This window comes from Flavobacterium pallidum (genome assembly GCF_003097535.1).
GTDB lineage: Bacteria > Bacteroidota > Bacteroidia > Flavobacteriales > Flavobacteriaceae > Flavobacterium > Flavobacterium pallidum.
Genome location: NZ_CP029187.1, coordinates 187,968 through 207,824, shown reverse-complemented (window position 1 = coordinate 207,824; position 19,857 = coordinate 187,968). Strand labels below are relative to the sequence as shown.

Annotated in this window: 18 protein-coding genes; 12 read left to right on the top strand and 6 right to left on the bottom strand. The window is 42.0% G+C overall.

The window, feature by feature from the left end; translation table 11 throughout:
- Positions 1-6 precede the first annotated feature (6 nt).
- Positions 7-1,998, bottom strand: a complete 1,992-nt coding sequence (locus HYN49_RS00785; protein ID WP_108902342.1) for a urocanate hydratase — start codon at positions 1,996-1,998, stop codon at positions 7-9.
- A 71-nt stretch (positions 1,999-2,069) separates the two neighbouring features.
- Positions 2,070-2,255, bottom strand: coding sequence for a DUF5522 domain-containing protein (locus HYN49_RS00780; RefSeq protein ID WP_108902341.1), 186 nt, complete (start codon positions 2,253-2,255; stop codon positions 2,070-2,072).
- 76 nt (positions 2,256-2,331) lie between these two features.
- On the opposite strand from HYN49_RS00780, the gene HYN49_RS00775 reads away from it, so the two are divergent.
- From HYN49_RS00775 to hemL, 4 genes are read left to right on the top strand one after another with little or no spacing between them, the layout of a single operon-like run.
- Positions 2,332-2,610, top strand: a complete 279-nt coding sequence (locus HYN49_RS00775) for a hypothetical protein (protein WP_245892227.1) — start codon at positions 2,332-2,334, stop codon at positions 2,608-2,610.
- Positions 2,611-2,613: 3 nt separating this feature from the next.
- Positions 2,614-3,519 (top strand): 1-aminocyclopropane-1-carboxylate deaminase/D-cysteine desulfhydrase, encoded by a 906-nt coding sequence (locus tag HYN49_RS00770; protein ID WP_108902339.1) that lies wholly within the window; start codon positions 2,614-2,616, stop codon positions 3,517-3,519.
- On the top strand, positions 3,512-4,408 hold the full coding sequence (locus HYN49_RS00765) for a glucosaminidase domain-containing protein (RefSeq protein WP_108902338.1): 897 nt from the start codon (positions 3,512-3,514) through the stop codon (positions 4,406-4,408). Before HYN49_RS00770 ends, HYN49_RS00765 begins: the two co-directional genes overlap by 8 nt.
- A 21-nt stretch (positions 4,409-4,429) precedes the next feature.
- On the top strand, positions 4,430-5,716 hold the full coding sequence (gene hemL, locus HYN49_RS00760) for a glutamate-1-semialdehyde 2,1-aminomutase (protein ID WP_108902337.1): 1,287 nt from the start codon (positions 4,430-4,432) through the stop codon (positions 5,714-5,716).
- 47 nt (positions 5,717-5,763) lie between these two features.
- On the opposite strand, the gene HYN49_RS00755 is transcribed toward hemL, so the two are convergent.
- The 3 genes from HYN49_RS00755 to lysS form a co-directional block, all read right to left on the bottom strand.
- Positions 5,764-6,138, bottom strand: coding sequence for a hypothetical protein (locus HYN49_RS00755; protein ID WP_108902336.1), 375 nt, complete (start codon positions 6,136-6,138; stop codon positions 5,764-5,766).
- Between the two features lie 71 nt (positions 6,139-6,209).
- A complete protein-coding gene (locus HYN49_RS00750; RefSeq protein ID WP_108902335.1) occupies positions 6,210-6,665 on the bottom strand; it encodes a hypothetical protein in 456 nt (151 codons plus the stop codon).
- Positions 6,666-7,051: 386 nt separating this feature from the next.
- A complete protein-coding gene (gene lysS / locus HYN49_RS00745) occupies positions 7,052-8,761 on the bottom strand; it encodes a lysine--tRNA ligase (protein WP_108902334.1) in 1,710 nt (569 codons plus the stop codon).
- Positions 8,762-8,892: 131 nt separating this feature from the next.
- Between lysS and HYN49_RS00740 the strand changes: the two genes are divergently transcribed.
- Together HYN49_RS00740 and lipB are read left to right on the top strand one after the other, a co-directional pair.
- Positions 8,893-9,648: a hypothetical protein gene (locus HYN49_RS00740; RefSeq protein WP_108902333.1), complete on the top strand. Its 756-nt coding sequence runs from the start codon at positions 8,893-8,895 to the stop codon at positions 9,646-9,648.
- Between the two features lie 2 nt (positions 9,649-9,650).
- The gene (gene lipB, locus HYN49_RS00735) at positions 9,651-10,352 is read left to right on the top strand and encodes a lipoyl(octanoyl) transferase LipB (RefSeq protein WP_108902332.1); all 702 of its coding nucleotides are present in this window, start codon (positions 9,651-9,653) and stop codon (positions 10,350-10,352) included.
- A 1-nt stretch (position 10,353) separates the two neighbouring features.
- On the opposite strand, the gene HYN49_RS00730 is transcribed toward lipB, so the two are convergent.
- Positions 10,354-10,968: a ribonuclease HII gene (locus HYN49_RS00730; protein ID WP_108904895.1), complete on the bottom strand. Its 615-nt coding sequence runs from the start codon at positions 10,966-10,968 to the stop codon at positions 10,354-10,356.
- Between the two features lie 338 nt (positions 10,969-11,306).
- Between HYN49_RS00730 and HYN49_RS00725 the strand changes: the two genes are divergently transcribed.
- The 6 genes from HYN49_RS00725 (at position 11,307) to HYN49_RS00700 (ending at position 19,829) form a co-directional block, all read left to right on the top strand.
- On the top strand, positions 11,307-14,366 hold the full coding sequence (locus tag HYN49_RS00725) for a SusC/RagA family TonB-linked outer membrane protein (RefSeq protein ID WP_108902331.1): 3,060 nt from the start codon (positions 11,307-11,309) through the stop codon (positions 14,364-14,366).
- A gap of 11 nt (positions 14,367-14,377) precedes the next feature.
- The gene (locus tag HYN49_RS00720; RefSeq protein WP_181368985.1) at positions 14,378-15,910 is read left to right on the top strand and encodes a RagB/SusD family nutrient uptake outer membrane protein; all 1,533 of its coding nucleotides are present in this window, start codon (positions 14,378-14,380) and stop codon (positions 15,908-15,910) included.
- Positions 15,911-15,921: 11 nt separating this feature from the next.
- Entirely contained in the window at positions 15,922-16,737 is an 816-nt protein-coding gene (locus HYN49_RS00715) for a hypothetical protein (RefSeq protein WP_146185023.1), read from the top strand.
- A 6-nt stretch (positions 16,738-16,743) separates the two neighbouring features.
- Positions 16,744-17,664, top strand: coding sequence for a lipoprotein (locus HYN49_RS00710; protein ID WP_108902328.1), 921 nt, complete (start codon positions 16,744-16,746; stop codon positions 17,662-17,664).
- Between the two features lie 105 nt (positions 17,665-17,769).
- Entirely contained in the window at positions 17,770-18,468 is a 699-nt protein-coding gene (locus HYN49_RS00705; protein ID WP_108902327.1) for a tetratricopeptide repeat protein, read from the top strand.
- Positions 18,468-19,829, top strand: a complete 1,362-nt coding sequence (locus HYN49_RS00700) for a UDP-N-acetylmuramate--L-alanine ligase (protein WP_108902326.1) — start codon at positions 18,468-18,470, stop codon at positions 19,827-19,829. Before HYN49_RS00705 ends, HYN49_RS00700 begins: the two co-directional genes overlap by 1 nt.
- Positions 19,830-19,857: the final 28 nt, after the last annotated feature.

The window sequence follows — 19,857 nt, the reverse complement described above, 5'->3', positions numbered from 1 at the left end:
CGGGATTTAAAAATCGAGAATTGCGTCATCGACCTTATTAGGGATGGTTACCTGTAGTAAAGGTTGCGTTTCCATCGCCCTTTTTATGGCAAAAATCGCTTCGTCATTACGCGCCCAGCTGCGTCTTGAAATACCGTTATTGACATCCCAGAACAACATGGATTCCAATCTGCGCGCAGCGTCTTTGGAACCGTCAAGAACCATGCCAAATCCACCATTGATTACTTCGCCCCAGCCGACTCCGCCACCATTGTGGATGGAAACCCAGGTCGCACCACGGAAACTGTCCCCGATGACATTCTGTATTGCCATATCTGCTGTAAAACGCGAACCGTCATAGATGTTCGAAGTTTCACGGTAAGGTGAATCCGTTCCGGAAACGTCATGATGGTCGCGGCCCAAAACGACATAACCGATTTCTTCTTTTTTTATAGCGTCATTAAATGCCTGAGCGATTTTGATGCGGCCTTCGGCATCTGCATAAAGGATACGGGCCTGTGAGCCTACAACCAGTTTGTTTTGCTGTGCCCCTTTAATCCATTGGATGTTGTCCTGCATCTGCTGTTGGATTTCGGCAGGGGCGTATTCAGCCATCTCTTCCAATACTTTACATGCAATATCATCCGTTTTCTGTAAATCTTCGGGTTTTCCTGAAGTACAGACCCAGCGGAATGGCCCGAATCCATAATCAAAACACATCGGGCCTAAAATATCCTGAACGTAGCTCGGGTATTTGAAATCAATGCCACTCAAAGCAAAAACATCGGCACCTGCACGTGAACTTTCCAAAAGGAAGGCGTTTCCGTAATCAAAGAAATAAGTGCCTTTAGCAGTATGTTTATTTACCGCTGCGGCATGTCTTCTTAAGGTTTCCTGTACTTTTTCCTTAAACAATTCGGGATTGTCTGCCATCATGTTTTTGGCTTCTTCAAAATCTACGCCAACAGGATAATATCCGCCTGCCCATGGATTATGAAGTGAAGTCTGGTCACTTCCCAAATCAATGTATAAGTTTTCTGTATCAAATTTTTCCCATACATCGACCACATTACCAAGATAGGCAATGGAAACGGTTTCTTTTTTGGCTTTCGCCGAATTGACGCGGTTTACCAATTCGTTCAGATCAGTAATCACTTCGTCAACCCAACCTTGTGAATGGCGTGTTTCTACCGCTTTCGGGTTTACTTCTGCACAAACGGTAATACAACCGGCGATATTTCCTGCCTTAGGCTGCGCGCCGCTCATGCCGCCCAATCCGGAAGTGACGAATAATTTCCCCGCGAGACTTTCCTTGTTTTTTGCAATTTTCCTTCCTGCGTTTAAAACCGTAATTGTTGTGCCATGAACAATTCCCTGTGGCCCAATGTACATATAACTTCCTGCGGTCATTTGTCCGTATTGGGTAACACCAAGCGCGTTGAATTTTTCCCAGTCATCCGGTTTGGAATAATTCGGGATCATCATGCCGTTTGTGACAACGACCCTTGGCGCATCGCGATGTGACGGAAATAATCCCATCGGGTGCCCGGAATATATGGTGAGCGTTTGTTCTTCTGTCATTTCCGACAGGTATTTCATCGTAAGCAGGTATTGCGCCCAGTTCTGGAACACGGCACCATTCCCGCCATAGGTAATCAGTTCATGCGGATGCTGTGCCACGGCATAGTCCAGGTTGTTCTGGATCATGAGCATAATGGCTTTTGCCTGTTCACATTTGCCCGGATATTCATCAATCGGGCGTGCATACATTTTATAGTCAGGACGAAGGCGGTACATGTAAATACGTCCGTAAGTATTCAGTTCTTCAAGGAATTCTTTTGCCAAAACGGCGTGGTCTTTTGGGTTGAAATAACGTAACGCATTCCTGACAGCGAGTTTTTTTTCATCTGCAGAAAGAATTTCCTTTCTTTTAGGTGCGTGATTGATATTGGGTTCGTATGGTTTCGGTTGTGGTAAGATGGTTGGAATTCCTTCTTTTATTTGTTCTTTGAAAGTCATATTTTAGATTGTAGGATTATAAGATTTTAAGACTGTAACACTTTTAGGTTGTGAGGACATTTTCTAATTATCTAATTGTCCAATTTTCTAATGGTATTCGTTTTTTTGTCAAACCCATAAGGACAGTGACGGCATCCGCTTCGGCAGCAATAGCCGCGTTTAAGATGGTATTTTTCTGTGAAACATTTATAACCTTCGGGTGTATAGTAGAAATCTTCACCTTCGATTGGTTTATTTTCGTTATTTTGCTCATTCATAAGCTACAAATTTATAAACTTATCACTGATGTTTATTGTTACTTCCCAATATTTAATTCCAAAAGGATATGCTTCTATGGCTATTTTTCCTTTTATAATCATTGGGCGTTTGGAAGACAGGCGGAATAAAGTCCTGATAAACCATGAAAGCATTCACATCAGGCAGCAAATGGAATTATTGGTAATCGGTTTTTTCATATGGTACGGATTGGAATATTTGATCAGGTTATGCCAGATTTGGGATCATCAGAAAGCGTACCGAAAAATCAGTTTTGAAGCCGAAGCGTATGCAAATGAAAGTCAGGTTGGGTTTCTCCAGCATCGCGATTTTTGGAATTTTATCAAATACCTGTAGGCGATGGGGACCCAAAATCAATTTCTATTTACGGATCGCCTACGAAATGTGGCGGTTTATATCAAACGCGAAGACTTAATCCACCCTGTAGTTTCCGGAAATAAATTCAGGAAACTGAAATACAACCTGATTCAGGCAAAAGCGGAAGGTAAAGGTACATTGCTGACCTTCGGCGGGGCATTTTCAAACCATATTGCCGCGACTGCTTATGCCGGAAAAGAGGCTGGTTTGAAAACAATCGGCGTAATCCGCGGGGAAGAATTGGCAGATAAAATCGATGAGAATCCTACATTAAAATTTGCGGCTTCCTGTGGGATGCAATTGCATTTTGTGACCAGGGAAAATTACCGGCTGAAAAATGAAATATTTTTTTTAAATAATCTGCGTAACGAATTTGGCGATTTTCACCTTTTGCCGGAAGGCGGAACAAATGCTTTGGCTATAAAAGGTTGTGAGGAAATCCTAACGCCATCAGACGCTGATTTTGATTTTATCTGCTGTGCGGTGGGAACCGGTGGAACGATTTCAGGAATCATCAACAGTGCGCTTTCACATCAGAAAGTTTTAGGATTTCCGGCATTGAAAGGAGATTTTTTAAAAGATGAAATTCGTATTTTTGCCCCGGGCGGTCATTGGGATCTTATCCCGGATTATCATTTCGGCGGATATGGAAAAGTGGATGAAAAGCTGATTTCGTTTATAAATGATTTTTCTAAAATAAATAAAATCCTACTCGATCCGGTGTATACAGGAAAGATGGTTTTCGGCGTTATGGATATGATTGAAAACAATTATTTTCCTGATAATTCCAAAATCCTATTGATACATACAGGCGGATTGCAGGGGATACAAGGGATGAACATTAAATTGCAAAACAACAAACTACCAATCATCAATACGCATGTTTAAAAAAGCATTTCTTTTATTTGTGTTAATCAGTTTCACAGCCTGTCATACGACGCAAACTGTTGTCAGGACTACTAAAAAAGTACCACCAAAAACAAGAACTGTTTCGCGTACGCCAAAAAGAACGACAGGGACAAAACCTGTAGCTACTGCACAGCCTCCTAAATCCACAAACCAGGCGGGTAACCAGCAGGGAGAGGAAGTGATTGTGTCCACTTCCAAAACGGTGGTTTACACGGAAGTCGTCAACAATTATGTCAATGATTTCAAGAACATCGCGATGGGTAATATGAAAACGTATGGTATTCCCGCGAGTATTATCCTTGCACAGGGAATCCTGGAATCCGGTGCAGGTAAAGGAGATTTGGCGGTGAGTGCCAATAACCATTTCGGAATTAAATGCCATAATGACTGGACAGGAGAAACCGTGCGGCATGATGATGATTCTGATCAGGAATGCTTCCGCAAGTATAAAGATCCTTCCGAATCGTACCGAGACCATGCGTTGTTCCTCACTACGCGGACGAGGTATTCAGGATTATTCAAATTGCCAAAAGGTGATTATGAAGCCTGGGCCAAAGGATTGCGCGCCGCAGGATATGCAACTGATCCGAAATACCCTGAAAAACTCATTGGTTATATTGAACGTTATAATCTGCATCAATATGATTCGCAGGTACTTGGAACGGAATATGTGCCTTTTGAGGGTCAACCTGTTAAGGTTTCAAATGCGGGTTCGTCGACTGCTTCCGCCGGAGGTTATGAAGTACAGAAAGGCGATACGCTGTACTCGATTTCAAAAAAGTTCGGGCTTACGGTAGACCAGCTTAAGCAAAAAAATAATTTGACCGAAAATGCCATTTCAATAGGGCAGCGATTGGTTGTCCAATAAATTTCATCTAAAAAACATAGCATGTTATACCAAAGAAGCAGCCAGCTTTTTGCTGAAGCTGAAAAAGTAATTCCGGGCGGCGTAAATTCCCCGGTACGCGCGTTTAAAGCAGTAGGAGGGACACCAATTTTCGTTAAAAGTGCCCAAGGCGCCTATTTATATGATGAGGATGGCAATCGCCTGATTGATTATATTAATTCATGGGGCCCGATGATTTTAGGACATGCTTATGAACCGGTCGTAAATGCTATTACTGAAAAAGCAAAACTGGGCACTTCATTTGGGATGCCCACGGAACTGGAAACGCAGATTGCCGCTTTGGCCATCAGTATGGTTCCCGGAATCGATAAAATACGTTTTGTGAATTCGGGTACTGAGGCCTGTATGAGTGCGGTACGTTTGGCAAGAGGTTTTACAAAAAGGGACAAGATCATCAAATTCGCAGGCTGTTACCACGGGCATTCTGATTCTTTCCTGATTCAGGCAGGAAGCGGGGCAATAACTTTCGGTACACCGAACAGCCCGGGAGTAACTGCTGGTACAGCAAAGGATACATTATTGGCGGCTTATAATGATCTCGGTAATATACATGATTTGATTGCAGCCAATCCAAATGAAATTGCGGCTATCATTATTGAGCCTGTGGCCGGCAATATGGGCTGTATTCCCCCTGCTGAAGGATTTTTACAGGGACTTCGGGATTTGTGTGATGCCAACGGAATCTTATTAATCTTTGATGAAGTCATGACAGGTTTTCGTCTGGCAAGAGGCGGGGCACAGGAATTGTACAATATAAAAGCAGACATTGTCGCTTTCGGGAAAGTAATCGGAGGTGGATTGCCAGTAGGTGCTTTTGCGGCACGTGCAGAAATTATGAACCATCTTGCGCCATTAGGGCCTGTATATCAGGCGGGGACATTATCAGGAAATCCGTTGGCTATGGCTGCGGGATTGGCGATGCTGCAAAAGCTCAACGAAGATGAATCAGTTTTCAAAAGATTAGAAGAAAAAACTGCTTATCTTGAGGCGGGAATCAGGAATGTACTATCGGAAAATGGTGTCGTATATACGATTAATCGTGTGGGTTCCATGATTTCAGTGCATTTTGATGAAGGTGCTGTAACTGACTTTAAATCTGCTGGCAAAGGAGATAATGAAAGTTTCAGGAAGTTCTTCCATGGGCTTGTAGCAGAAGGGGTTTACATTGCACCTTCAGCATATGAAACCTGGTTTATAAGCGATGCATTGACATATGAAGATCTGGATTTTACCATTGCAGCTATAGATAAAGTGTCAAAAAGCCTGTAAATAAAAAACGTCCCAATTGGGACGTTTATTTATACTTTTAATTTGAATTAATTTGTAAGCTTTTGAAATAAAGTTTCATTGCTCTTGATCTTCTCGAAACTTTCAGCATCGATTGAAGCTTCAATTTTACGGGCAATTTGGTATGAGATAATCTGCTTTCTGTCAGCAGAATCCCCTGCGCCTTCCAGCATTTTATATTTGGTGGTAAAAAGCTCCGTAAAAGTGGCCTGCTTCTCTGCAGATAATGGAATGAAAGCATTCAGGTCAGCTACGTTTTTTTGTGCTTTTTCCAGATTTGTTAATTTCGGAGCCGCAACCACTGCCGCCTTCGGTGTAGCTTTAGCCGGTGTAAGCTGTTTTTTAGCCTGAGCACTTGCGCCTACTGCAAAAAACAGGGAGAAAGCTATAATCAGATTTTTCATAGTTTGGTGATTAAAAATTAAGTACGCCAAATCTAATTATTTTTTAAATACGATGACAAATTATTTTCTGCTCAATCACGCCTTTGCTTTTTACCGCGATGTTCTTTCATAGCTTGCTTTGCATGGTCTTTTTTCTCTTCGGTTATCTTTTCCCATTTCGCCATCTGTTCAGCAGTCAGGATTTTTTTGACCCTTTCTTTTACTGCAATCTGTTCGTCGAGCATTTTACTGCGCATGGCAAAACGCTCGTCGGCAGTAGGTTTTTTTCCTGATTCCTTCATTTTTTTCATTTCTTCCTTTGCATTTTCCCTTTTCATCTGGACATCAGCGATGACCTTCGACATTTCTTTTTGCTGTGAAGCATTCAGGTCAAGCTTTAGGGTAAGCTCTTTTACGCGGAGTTCGTTTCTTTGCTGGGGGGTGAGTTGCCCCATTTTTTGTTTTGCGTCTTGAGGCGCATTTGGTTTTTCCTGGGCAAAAGATACCATTCCTGATACCAGCATTGCCATTGCAATCATTTTTTTCATTGTTTAAGAATTTAAGTTATGGCCCGTATGACCTTTATGGCCTGCTTTGGTTTAATGAACGATAGTTTTTAGCAGGAGTTTAACATTTTGAGGAATATAAGCTTATGGAAGTATGGTAACGAAATGGGATCGTGGAAGGAAAAACATACATTTTGAACAATTGCTTCATTGGACAGGATTCGCGCGCCAGGGATAGCAACGAAAAGCCCGCAGCGAGGAACGAGCGAGGACTTGCAGTGAATAGCCCGATCCCGTTATGGCGACGCAGGAAGCAATAACGGAGGCGCAATGGTATAAAAAAAACCGGGAACTTTGCATTATTTTGAAAGTCAGGAAATCCCGATCAAACAAATTTTATACAAAATTCCCGATTGAAAATGAGAAATTTATCCTGCCAATTCCATCGTTTTGAAGTCGCCTTCGACAGCCACTTTGATCATGCCGTGTTTGGACAATGCCTTGGTGGCGGCATCCCATTTCTTGCCGCTGAGTTCTGTTTTTACTTTTAAAGTGCCGAGATCCATTTTCCCTTCATTGGCCTGTAAAAGCGAAACGATCAGTTTCTCATCGTCTGAAAGTTCGATCTGTATCTGTTTTTTTTCCGGGCGCATCTGAGGGAAAAACAATACTTCCTGTATCGAGGCATTGTTGGTCAGGAACATGATGAGCCTGTCCATCCCGATGCCAAGACCGGAAGTGGGCGGCATGCCATATTCGAGCGCGCGCAGGAAATCGTAATCAATAAACTGTGTGGCTTCGTCATCGCCTTTTTCGGCCAGTTCCAATTGGTGTTCGAAGCGTTCCTTCTGGTCAATCGGATCGTTCAGCTCAGAATAGGCGTTTGCCACTTCCTTGCCGCAAACCATCAGTTCAAAGCGCTCCGTCAATTCTGGATTGTCGCGGTGCTGTTTGCAAAGCGGACTCATTTCCTTCGGATAATCGGTGATGAAAGTAGGCTGGATGAAATTCCCTTCGCACTTCGCCCCGAAAATCTCGTCGATCAGTTTGCCTTTGCCCATCGTGGCATCGACTTCGATGCCCATGCTCCTGGCAGCTTCAAACAATTCGGCCTCGCTTTTGCCGGAAATGTCAAAACCGGTATATTGCTTTATGGCATCGGTCATCGTTACACGGGCATAAGGTGCTTTGAAATTGACCTTATGTTCTCCAAAAACAGTTTCCGAAGTACCGTTAACCGCCATCGCGCAATGCTCAAGGAGGTTTTCGGTAAACGCCATCATCCAGTTGTAATCTTTGTAGGCTACGTATATCTCCATCGCGGTGAATTCCGGATTGTGTGTACGGTCCATGCCTTCATTGCGGAAGTTTTTCGAAAATTCATAAACACCTTCGAATCCGCCTACGATAAGCCTTTTAAGGTATAATTCGTTGGCAATCCTCATATACAAAGGCACATCAAGCGCATTGTGGTGTGTGGTGAAAGGCCTTGCGGCAGCGCCACCCGGAATGGGTTGCAACACCGGGGTTTCAACTTCGAGGTATCCTTTGGCGTTGAAGAAATCGCGCATCGCATTGAACAGTTTTGTCCTTTTGATGAACGTTTCCTTTACATGGTCGTTTACGGTCAGGTCGACATAGCGGCGGCGGTATCTTTGCTCTGCATCTGCGAAAGCGTCATGCACTACACCGTCAGCATCAGTCTTTACCACCGGAAGCGGTTTTAAGGCTTTGGCTAAAACAGTCAGTTTGGTAACATGGACTGAAATTTCGCCCACCTGTGTTTTGAAAACTTTGCCTTCAATCCCGATGAAATCGCCGATATCAAGCAACCTCAGGAACACGGTCGTATACATGGTATTTTCCGCATCAGTGGAAATGTCGTCGCGGGATACATAAAGCTGTATCCGGCCTTCAGAATCCTTCAGTTCCGCAAATGAAGCCTTGCCCATCTTTCGTTTGCCCATCAGCCTTCCGGCTAAAATGACCTGTTTGCCTTCGTATTTTTCGAAGTCGTTGAGGATTTGTGATGAATAAGCGGTGGTTGTGAATTCATTTGCCGGATAAGGCTCGATGCCCAGGCCGCGCAATTCCTGAAGCGCTTCCCTGCGGAGTACTTCCTGTTCGGATAATGCCATGGTATTTGATTTTTAAGACCGCAAAGATAGGCAAAGTCTGAAAGTTAGGAAAGTCCGAAAGTTAGAAAAGTCTGTACTTTCGGACTTTTATGTATCTTTGGCAGAGTTTAACCAAAACCAGAACTGGAGATATGAAAGTCACAAAATTACTACTAGCTTTATTTACTGCGGTTGCACTTACGAGCTGCAATTTTACCGAAGAGATTTATGTAAACAATGATGGCGGCGGGAAATTCTCGATACAATTGGATGGTTCCCAATTGGCGGCGATGGCTGGCAAAGAGATGCAAAATGATCCGCAGGCAGGAAAAGTGATTGATTCGACTTTCAGCTTTAAGGAGTTGTTTGCGGCTAAAGAAGACAGTATTGCAAAATTGCCCACAGACGAGCAGGAACGCCTCAGGAAGCTGGAAAATTATACGGTTTCGATGAAAATGAATGCGGCGGAGCAGCAGATGCTGTTTACGATGGCGACAGATTTTAAAAATATAGGGGAATTAGAGGATGCCTGGTCCGCAATGTCCGGAATGTCGGCTTTGGATAAAGGGATGGGAAAAACCAATCCTATGGCGCAGGCCGGAGGGATCGGGAACAACAATTCGTTGCTGAAATACTCGTATGACGGGAAGAAATTCAGCAGGAAAGCGACGCTGCTTAAGAAAGAAACTGCTGAAACCGAAAATGATTCTTTGGGAGAAGCTTTTAATATGATTTATGAATCCTCAACATACACAGTGAAATATCATTTCCCGAAAAAGGTTAAAAAAGTAAGCAACGCCAGTGCGATGTTAAGCAGCGATAAGAAAACGGTTACTGTTGAATATCCGTTTATGGATTATATGAAGGAGCCTGAAAAGCTCAATTTTGATGTGGAATTTGAAAAATAGCCATGAAAAATAAGACGGTTGGGTTAGAAGATCTCGGCTTTAAGGATTACAAACAAATCTGGGATTATCAGGAAACGCTTTTCAATGGCATTGTGGATTTGAAGATCAGGAACCGCCGTGAAGGACTTGATGAGGAAACGCCGAATTACCTTTTGTTTGTCGAGCATCCACATGTCTATACCTTAGGTAAAAGCGGCGATGCCGATAATTTACTGCTCAGTGAAACCCAGCTTGAATCTAAAGGCGCGACATTTTACCGCATCAACCGTGGCGGCGACATTACTTACCACGGTCCTGGGCAGGTGGTAGGTTATCCCATCCTCGACCTTGAGAATTTCTTTACGGACATCCACAAATACCTGCGCTTCCTGGAAGAGGCTATCATTCTTACTTTAGAAGAATACGGGCTCAAATGCAGCAGGAGCGAAGGCGAGACCGGCGTGTGGCTCGATGTAGGCACGCCATTTGCCAGGAAGATATGCGCTATGGGCGTTAGGGCTTCGCGCTGGGTAACGATGCATGGGTTTGCCTTGAACGTGAATGTCGACCTGGGTTATTTTGATAATATCATTCCCTGCGGGATTCGCGGCAAGGCAGTGACTTCGCTGAATGTCGAACTGGGTGTTGATAAAGTTGATGAGCAGCAGGTGAAAGAGAAAATCATGAAACACTTCGCGGCATTGTTTGATGCCACTTTTGTTTAAACTATATTTTAAAATCCAGGTTAAATTCCAATTGCTCCTCAGGCAATAACCTGAAACTCATCCTGTGGTATTTTGTCGGGCCAAAGGCTTTGATGGCTTTGCGGTGCTCGGTGGTTGGGTAACCTTTATTCTGTTTCCAATTGTATATAGGAAATTCCTCATGTATTGATTCCATATAATCATCACGGTACGTCTTGGCCAGGATCGAAGCTGCTGCAATGCTCAGGTATTTCGAGTCGCCTTTGATGATGCAGCTGTGCGGGATATTACCGACGGGTTTAAAACGGTTTCCGTCTACTATAATATATAAAGGTAAAGGGTCAAGTTTTAAAACGGATTCCTGCATGGCTTTGATCGAAGCGTTAAGGATATTGATTTCGTCAATCACTAACGGATCGAGGTGTGTGACTGCAAAACTGATGGCAGCGTCCTCAATAATTGGCCGAAGGTATTGGCGTTGCTTTTCCGTGAGTTGTTTCGAGTCGTTCAGCAACTCGTGCCTGAAATCAGCAGGCAATAATACTGCGGCAGCGGTTACAGGACCGGCGAGGCAGCCACGCCCAGCCTCGTCTGTGCCGGTTTCAAGGATGAATTCTGAAAAATTACTTAAAAGCATCAAATGCATATTTATTAGTCAAAAATAATATTTTATAAAAACAAAAAACCATACCTAATATAATATTGCACTAATAAAATTATTTTAACAAATTTTTAGAAGAGTGTTCTGAGGGTTTTAACAAGGCTTTAAATGGCGCGATTGCATAAAAGTTAAAAAAAATGATTTTTACGCAACCATTTTAAATTAATATCATCTAAGTTTTAAATACGGTAAAATTTCAGTAAAGAATTGGGCAATCCGTAAAAGTTAATTTTCGAATAATAAATGTAATTATTTGTTTAATTAAGAAATTATTAAGAAGTTTGCGGAATAACTAATTCAAATTAAATTTAATTATGAGATCGAAATTCAAATGGATTTTTGCGCTTTTACTGGCATTTTCGGTGCAAGTGACCTTTGCGCAGGAAAAAACTGTGACAGGTACCGTTAAAGATAACGAAGGATTTCCTTTGCCGGGCGTTACCGTTACTGTAGCTGGAACTAACAAAGGTGCCAACACAGATATCGATGGTAAATATTCCATCGTTGCTGCTCAGGGGCAGTCGTTAGTGTTTACGTACGTAAGTATGGCAACGCAAACAATTACAGTTGGTGCTTCCAGTACTATTGATGTGAAACTTGTTCCGGCTCAGACTGATCTGGAAATTGTTACAATTAATACGGGATACAAATCTACAACTCAAAGAAAAAACCCAACAGCAGTATCAACTATTTCTATAGATGCAATTGAAGAAAGGGCTAACGCTTCTGTTATCCAGAACCTTCAGGGGCAAGTTTCGGGTTTGAACATTTCTACAGGAAGTGGTCAGCCAGGAGCTGATAGTACCATTATACTACGTGGTGTTGGTACAATTAATGGTAATGTTGAGCCGCTATTTGTCGTAGACGGTGTACCGGTGGATGAAGATGGATTCAGAAGTATCAACCAAAATGATATCAGCACTATTACTGTACTTAAGGATGCTGCTGCCACCTCTATTTATGGTAACAGAGGAGGTAATGGTGTAATCGTTATTACTACAAAAAAGGCGAAATATGGTGATAAAATGACATTGAAGTACTCTTCGCAATTTGGTGTTACGGAGTTGCAGGGTTTGAATATTGAATTGATGAACTCAAGGCAAATGCTGAAATTAGAGCAGCAGTATGGTGGTGGTGTTGGAGGAAACTTATCTGATGCTGAGATCGATGCAATTGCTAATCAGACAAATACTTACTGGACTGATTACCTTTTCAGAAAAGGAACTACACAATCTCATGACCTTTCTATCAGTACAGGTTCTGAAAACTCTTCTAATTTTACGTCGTTAGGATATTTTGAGCAGGAAGGTATTTTTATCAATACCAACTTCAAGCGTTTCAGTGCAAGGAATAACTTTACTGGAAAATCTGCTGATAATACATTCAATATTTCTGCGAACTTTTCACGTTCGAACGGTATTGACGGAGCTGGATCTAATGCTATTTTCTTTGCGCCTTTCTCGGCCGCTTTGAGAGGCCTTCCATATCTTTCGCCATTTGATGCTGATGGATCAGTTACGAGTGACGGAGGAATTGCTCCTGGTGATGATAACGCTGTTACCGCTGATAAAATCCCTTATGTATTGCTGAATTCTGCAAAAATGAATACGGATGTTGAGGACGAATTCAAATTGTATACGTCTTTGTCTGCAAGCTATAATTTTGCAAAAAACCTGACTGCTTCTGTGCAGCTTGGTGTTGATTATTCTGATTATACTACATTGGAGATATTGCATCCTAACAGTATCCTTGGGCCATTCCAGATTACAGGTCAAAGTAATACGAATTTTGGAGGAACTCAAAGTGAGGCTTCTACAAGGGATTTCAGGTTTAATAATACAACAAGCCTGAACTACAACAATACTTTTGGCAAACACACTATCGATGTAACTGCCTATGTTGAATATAACAAAGCGCACTACAGCGGTATCAATTTCACGGCCAGAGGTCTTGATCCAAGGATTGTAGGTACAGGAGCTGCATTTGTTAATGTCAATACAATCGAACTTGGACAGGAGATCTATACTCCGTCAATTGGTTCTTTTAAGGTACAGGAAGGTTTGTTTTCTTATTTTGGAAACTTACAATATGATTATGATTCAAAATATGTATTTAATGCTAGTGTAAGACGTGATGCTTCTTTCCGTTTTGTTGATGATAACAAATGGGGTACGTTCTGGTCTTTAGGTGGTGCCTGGAATATTGACCAGGAAGCATTCCTTAAAGATAAGACTGCTTTGAATATGCTTAAATTACGTGCATCTTACGGTACTTCCGGTAATCAGAGAATTCAGAATGCACAATACAGTGCATTAAACCTGACAAGAAGTTTGTATTCGCAGGGAGCAGGTTACAACAGTAATCCTTCTACTTTTGCTTCTCAGCTTGGAAACGTGGATTTGCAATGGGAAGATTTGGCACAAGCTAACATCGGTATTGATTTTGGTCTTTGGAAAAACAAGCTGAGTGGTAATGTGGATGTTTACCGTAAAGTAACTACAGATCTTTTCCAGAAAAGACCAATTTCATGGGTAAATGGTACTAGTGAAATTGATGCGAACATCGGTGCTATGGAAAATAAGGGTATCGAAGCTACACTTAAATATGTTGTATACGATAAAAATGACTGGAATATTTCTGTTAACGGAAATTTTTCATACAACAAAAACAAAATCAGGGAGTTGCCTAAAAGTTATGAAGGCATAGCTGACGATGGTTCTTCAGCGCCTTTAATGGAAGGTGAAGCAATAGGCTCGTTTTATGTAATTCGTTATGCAGGTGTTAACCCTGCAAATGGTAATGCATTGTTCCTTAATGCTGATGGTGACCTTACTGAGCAATTGTCTCAGGCTGACAGGGTGAAAACCGGTAAGTCAGTCTACCCTGTATGGCAGGGAGGTTTTGGCACAAACATCGGGTACAAAGGTTTTGAATTTACTACCCAATGGAGTTGGTTAGCTGATGTATACAGGAATAACCTGGATATGGGTACTGTTGAGGAAACAAGTACTATTTCTGACGGTGGTAACAGGTCAACTTCCGTGCTTACGGCATGGCAAAACCCTGGAGATATTACAACTGTTCCAAGGGTAGGTAATCCGTTCAATAGTATTGATTATATCAACTCTACCGACAGGTATCTTGAAGATGCTTCATTCTTACGTTTGCGTAACGTTTCTCTTGGATATACATTCAATAAGGATTTATTGAAAAAGACTCCTTTTACGGCTTTAAAATTCTTTATCCAGGGAGAAAACCTACTTACTTTTTCTTCTTACAGAGGCTGGGATGCTGAGGCTGGATTCAGAACTACAGATCGCGGAAACTACCCAACTCCGAAAATTTTTACTCTAGGAGCTACAATTAATTTTTAAAAAAAATGAAAATGAAAAAAATAGTTAAAACAGGATTATTATTATTGCTGTTTGGTGCAGTATCCTGTAATGATGCAACCGATATCATCCAGGATTCAGAATTAGGGGATGAGGCTGCTTTCCAGACTGTTGCCGATTTGCAATCAGGTCTATATGGTGCCTATTCGAACTATGCGCCTGACGCTGGTGGAAATGGTAGTGGAGATGCCATTCTGCTGAACGACCTTTTCACAGATAACCTCAGAAAGGGACACGACAATCTGGGACAGGGCTCGACAGAATATAATTTCATTATTGACCCTACAACCAATCAGGCCGAATCAGTATGGTCAAGCCGTTATTCCACTATCAATAGTGTGAACAGGGTGCTTCGTGCGCTAGATAGGATTGCACCAAATCTTCCTGTTGAAGATGAAGTGGAAATTGAGGGTGGCGAGGACGTTGCTATTGAGGATTTTCCAAGCGCTATGAAGGTCAAGGCGCAATTGCTTGCATTAAGGGCATTAAGCCATCTTGATTTATTCGAGTATTACACCGTTAATTACAGCAATGCTTCTGATTTGTCAGTAATCATTATGGACCATGTTCCTGCAATTGAAGACCAATTGGAGAGAAATACCGTTGCGGAAGTTTTGGCTTTCATCAAAGCGGATCTTGCAGAGGCAGCAAGCCTTATCGGAGAAGCTAACCAAGGTGACTTATCCGTGAATTTTATAAATAAAAATACCATTAAAGCCATCCAGGCAAGGTTGGCTCTGGTTTCAGGGGATTATGTACTTGCTGGTCAACTTTCTGCTGAATTGGTAGGAGATTTCCCTTTGGCTCAGCCTGATACTTACACACCTATGTTTTCACGATCACTTGGAGCGGGTGAAGCGGGTGAATTAATTTTTTCGCTTATCAGGCGTCCGGCTGATTCTGACATAGCTGCTAATTATTATGCGAATGGTGTCAGCCTTGCCGGTAATCCTTTCTTTGAGGCTTCCCAGCAATTGTATGATTTGTATGATTTGAATGGTGACGGTTCGTCCGATGACATCAGGAGAGATACTAATATCACAAAGACTCAGGATGTTGATGGTAACGATGTATACCTTATCACAAAATATCCGGGTACTGCTTTGACACCATTGGCAAACGATGTGCCAATTTTCAGATCGTCTGAGTTCCTGTTGATCAGGGCCGAAGCTGAGGCTCGTGCAGGAAATCTTATTGCTGCAGCGAATTCTATTAAGCAACTGACCGATGCGCGTTATACTGCTGATGCGCCTCCAACTCCAGTATTTGGAAACGTTCAGCAGGCTTTAACTGCAATCCTTCTTGAAAGGCGTAAAGAATTTGCTTTTGAAGGACACCGTTATTTGGACCTTAAAAGATTGGGTGGTGAATTGAATATTGGAGTTAGCCGTCTGGACGCAGATGCCGCTACTTTTGCAGCTCCTAAAGATCTTCTTGCCAATGATCATAGGTTTACCTTGCCTATCCCTCAATCTGAATTAAATGGTAACAATAACATTACTCAAAATCCAGGTTATACTAATTAAAAAAAAAAGTTATGAAAACAATTTTTAGATTATTGTTTATTGCTGTATTTTTCGCCTCGTGTGGTGAAGCTGATACTGCAGTATACAACGGAAGTGATTCAGATCAAACCTTATTAACGTTCAACTCGGCGGTTTACAAACTTCCTGTTAAAGTTGATGCTACAGGCAGTGTCGATGTAGGCGTTAAAGTAAGTAAGATTTCTGATGTCGACAGGGTTTTCAACATTACGGTTGTTGAAGATGCCACTACAGCCTTACCGGCTATGTATAATGTTCCGGCTACATTTACAGTTCCAGCCGGTTCATATAATGGAACATTTACAATTACTGGTCAGGATGTTGGTATTGAGCCTGCTGATCCAAAGCTTTTGGTTTTAGAACTCACCACTGCTGATGAGAATACTGTTTTCGATTCCAGGGTTTCTATCAGTGTTGAGCAGGTTTGCCCAGTGATTAGAGATGAGTTTATTGGGACGTATGCTGCGGTAGAAACTCCTGGCCCATACAACTATACCGTTGTGGCTCAGGCAGGGACTCAGCCAAATGAGCTGGTTTTGAGGAATATCTGGGATGTTGATCCAAACTCTACTACCTCAATCTTCTTTAACGAAACAGATGATACCGATACAACGATTGTTTATCCTCCTTATCTTGAAAACTTCCTTTACGTGAATTCACAATATGGTAATGCGTATGTAGATGATAGTGATTCGGCTTTGCCTGCAAGTACAGTAAATGCTTGTATTGGTGAAATTACGCTTAACTTCAGGGTTAGGGTACAGGCAGGAAGCTTCGGAGCGAGTAATGTAGTTTTAACAAAACAATAATAAACAATGAAAAAATCCATTTATATATTTTTCTTAGGTGCTGTAGCTTTGCTTTCTTCTTGTAATGAAAATGATAAGAATTACGGAAGATTCGATGCTGACCCAACAGGTGGGTGGGTGCAATTTTCAGAAGATTGTGCAGGCATAGTTTATGGAGCTACTTCTGAGATCACTATACCTGTAGAATTGTACGTGCCTGTAAATTCAGACGGTACTGATGTTTCTTATACGCTAAGCGATGTAGTAGGGAATTCTACTGCAATTGTTCCTGAGCGTTCAGGTTCCATTACAATTACCGCTGATGATCAGGAAAACGGTGGTATTACAGGTAGAAGGATGGTTAAGAATATCGTGCTTAATGTCACAGATGCAGGTCTTGCTGAAACAGTAGAGTTCGATGTAACGCTGACTACGACAAGCAAGTCACAGGTTACCATCGGTTTGCCAGACAACTCTAAGCCAGTTGTAAAGCGAGTAGTGGTGCGTGCATTTGGAAGCCCTGCTTATCAGTATGCAGGTACTTCGGTTCAATATCTGCCAGGAACTCCTCCAACACCAGCTTTCGTAGGTCCTGAATATACACAAACGCTCAATACTGTACCAGGAACTCCTCTACAATTTACTACGACTTCTGCGTGGGGTCCGACGTTTGTACAGGCTTTGTCTGGACAGAATGTGAACAGGCCTTATCCAGCTACTATTACCATCACTGACGTGGTATACAAAGATGGTGCCGGGAACAAAGTTAGTGGTACATATGTAGTTAACGTTGCAGGTATTAACGATCCTGCATCACCTAACAGGTATCCTGGTGGGAAAGGTACTTATAATGCTTGTACGAATACATTTGATATTATGTTGAATCAAGGTGTCTTTAATTCTCCGTTTACAGTTAGGACTATTTATTCTCCAATTCCAGCTGAATAATCAAAATATTTCAGAATATTAAAGCCCGCTAAACAGCGGGCTTTTTTTATATCTTAATGGGACAATACGAGTATTTTTATTATTTTTGGAAATCAGCAGAGCAAAATGAAATATTTTTTTTCACTCTTTCTATTAATTCCCCTTTTTTCGTTTTCCCAAAATGATTTTGAGAAAGCCGAAGTTTTTTTCCAGCAACAAAAATATTCCCAATCACAGGCATTATTTGAAAAAGTGCTTAAAGATAACCCAAATAACTTCAAAGCTATGGAGTATCTGGGGGATATACAGGGAGTACAAAAAAAATGGAAACCCGCATTAGCCTATTATAAAAAGCTAAAGCAACTGCAACCCAAAGTAGCCAATTATATCTATAAATATGGTGGGGTATTAGGAATGATTGCCAAAGAATCCAATAAGTTTAAAGCGCTCGGGATGATTGGAGAAATACGCAGTTCTTTTGAAAAAGCAATCAAGCTCGACCCAAAACATATTGAGGCAAGGTGGGCACTTATCGAACTCTACCTGCAACTACCGGGAATTATCGGCGGAAGTGAAAAAAAAGCACTTGCCTATTCTGAACAGCTAAAGAAGATTTCACCTATCGACGGCTATCTGTCAAAAGGCCATATTGCTGAATATTTTGAAAGATATGGTGAAGCGGAAAAGCAATACAGAAAAGCCATTGAATTGGGAAGCTCTAAAGTGTGTTACCAAAAACTTGCCGACTTGTATAAAAATAAAATGAACCAGCCTGAAAAGGCCAGACTGGCTTTGGCCGAATACAACGAAAAAAATAAATCCTGATGCGAACACATTTTATAGCCATTGGAGGCAGCGCCATGCATAACCTTGCCCTGGCATTACATGATAAAGGATATCAGGTTACCGGAAGTGACGATGCCATCTTCGAGCCTTCCAGAACCAGGTTGAAAAAGAAAGGTATTCTTCCTGAGGAATTGGGTTGGTTCCCGGCAAAAATCACGGCTGATATCGATGCAATTATTTTAGGAATGCATGCAAAAGCCGACAATCCCGAATTGCTTCGCGCACAGGAATTAGGACTGAAAATTTATTCTTACCCTGAATTCCTTTATGAGCAATCCAAAAATAAGACACGTGTTGTAATAGGCGGCTCACACGGTAAAACGACCATCACTTCCATGATCCTGCACGTGATGCATTACCATCATATCGAAGTGGATTATATGGTTGGTGCCCAGCTTGAGGGCTTTGACAATATGGTCCACCTGACGGAGTACAATGACTTTATAGTGCTTGAAGGAGACGAATACCTTTCATCACCGATGGACCGTCGCCCGAAATTTCATTTATACCACCCTAATATTGCCCTGATTTCAGGAATCGCCTGGGATCATATCAATGTTTTTCCGACGTATGAAAATTACGTTGAGCAATTTGAGGTCTTTATCAGTATGATTACCAACGGCGGTATTTTGGTATATAATGAAAATGATCCCGAAGTGAAACGCATAGCTGAAGCGGCTACAAACCCTATCAGGAAATTACCGTACAGTACACCTGATTATTTTGTAAAAGATGGCACGACCTTTCTGGTCACCAATGAAGGCAATATGCCCATCGAGGTTTTTGGGGCGCACAACCTGAACAATCTTGCCGGAGCGAAATGGATTTGCCAGAATATGGGTGTCGATGAAGCCGACTTTTATGAAGCAATTGCCAGTTTCAAAGGGGCATCAAAAAGACTTGAAAAGATTGCAGAAAACAAAAGAAATGTGGCTTATAAGGATTTTGCCCATTCGCCGAGTAAAGTGGCTGCAACGACTAAAGCCGTAAAAGAACAATACCCGGATCGAACACTGATTGCCTGCCTTGAACTCCATACGTATAGCAGCCTTAATCCCGAATTCCTGAAAGAATATGAAGGTGCGCTGGAAGCTGCCGATGTCGCCGTGGTATTTTATTCTCCCGATGCCGTGAAAATCAAGCAGCTCGATGAGATCACTGCCGACCAGATTGGCGCAGCTTTCAACCGGAATGACCTGATCATTTACACCAATCCCGAAGCATTCAGGGAATATCTTTTCCATCTGAAATTTGATACGCAAAGTATAGCACTGTTGCTGATGAGTTCGGGTAATTACGGCGGACTTCATTTCGACGATATCAAAGAATTGATGCAATAATCATCAGGAAATTAAAGCATTTTCGTTA

Excerpts from the sequence above, each read along its gene's own strand:
- HYN49_RS00785 (WP_108902342.1), bottom strand. The coding sequence starts at position 1,998 with ATGACTTTCAAAGAACAAATAAAAGAAGGAATTCCAACCATCTTACCA.
- HYN49_RS00780 (WP_108902341.1), bottom strand. The coding sequence starts at position 2,255 with ATGAATGAGCAAAATAACGAAAATAAACCAATCGAAGGTGAAGATTTC.
- HYN49_RS00775 (WP_245892227.1), top strand. The coding sequence starts at position 2,332 with ATGGCTATTTTTCCTTTTATAATCATTGGGCGTTTGGAAGACAGGCGG.
- HYN49_RS00770 (WP_108902339.1), top strand. The coding sequence starts at position 2,614 with ATGGGGACCCAAAATCAATTTCTATTTACGGATCGCCTACGAAATGTG.
- HYN49_RS00765 (WP_108902338.1), top strand. The coding sequence starts at position 3,512 with ATGTTTAAAAAAGCATTTCTTTTATTTGTGTTAATCAGTTTCACAGCC.
- hemL (WP_108902337.1), top strand. The coding sequence starts at position 4,430 with ATGTTATACCAAAGAAGCAGCCAGCTTTTTGCTGAAGCTGAAAAAGTA.
- HYN49_RS00755 (WP_108902336.1), bottom strand. The coding sequence starts at position 6,138 with ATGAAAAATCTGATTATAGCTTTCTCCCTGTTTTTTGCAGTAGGCGCA.
- HYN49_RS00750 (WP_108902335.1), bottom strand. The coding sequence starts at position 6,665 with ATGAAAAAAATGATTGCAATGGCAATGCTGGTATCAGGAATGGTATCT.
- lysS (WP_108902334.1), bottom strand. The coding sequence starts at position 8,761 with ATGGCATTATCCGAACAGGAAGTACTCCGCAGGGAAGCGCTTCAGGAA.
- HYN49_RS00740 (WP_108902333.1), top strand. The coding sequence starts at position 8,893 with ATGAAAGTCACAAAATTACTACTAGCTTTATTTACTGCGGTTGCACTT.
- lipB (WP_108902332.1), top strand. The coding sequence starts at position 9,651 with ATGAAAAATAAGACGGTTGGGTTAGAAGATCTCGGCTTTAAGGATTAC.
- HYN49_RS00730 (WP_108904895.1), bottom strand. The coding sequence starts at position 10,968 with ATGCTTTTAAGTAATTTTTCAGAATTCATCCTTGAAACCGGCACAGAC.
- HYN49_RS00725 (WP_108902331.1), top strand. The coding sequence starts at position 11,307 with ATGAGATCGAAATTCAAATGGATTTTTGCGCTTTTACTGGCATTTTCG.
- HYN49_RS00720 (WP_181368985.1), top strand. The coding sequence starts at position 14,378 with ATGAAAAAAATAGTTAAAACAGGATTATTATTATTGCTGTTTGGTGCA.
- HYN49_RS00715 (WP_146185023.1), top strand. The coding sequence starts at position 15,922 with ATGAAAACAATTTTTAGATTATTGTTTATTGCTGTATTTTTCGCCTCG.
- HYN49_RS00710 (WP_108902328.1), top strand. The coding sequence starts at position 16,744 with ATGAAAAAATCCATTTATATATTTTTCTTAGGTGCTGTAGCTTTGCTT.
- HYN49_RS00705 (WP_108902327.1), top strand. The coding sequence starts at position 17,770 with ATGAAATATTTTTTTTCACTCTTTCTATTAATTCCCCTTTTTTCGTTT.
- HYN49_RS00700 (WP_108902326.1), top strand. The coding sequence starts at position 18,468 with ATGCGAACACATTTTATAGCCATTGGAGGCAGCGCCATGCATAACCTT.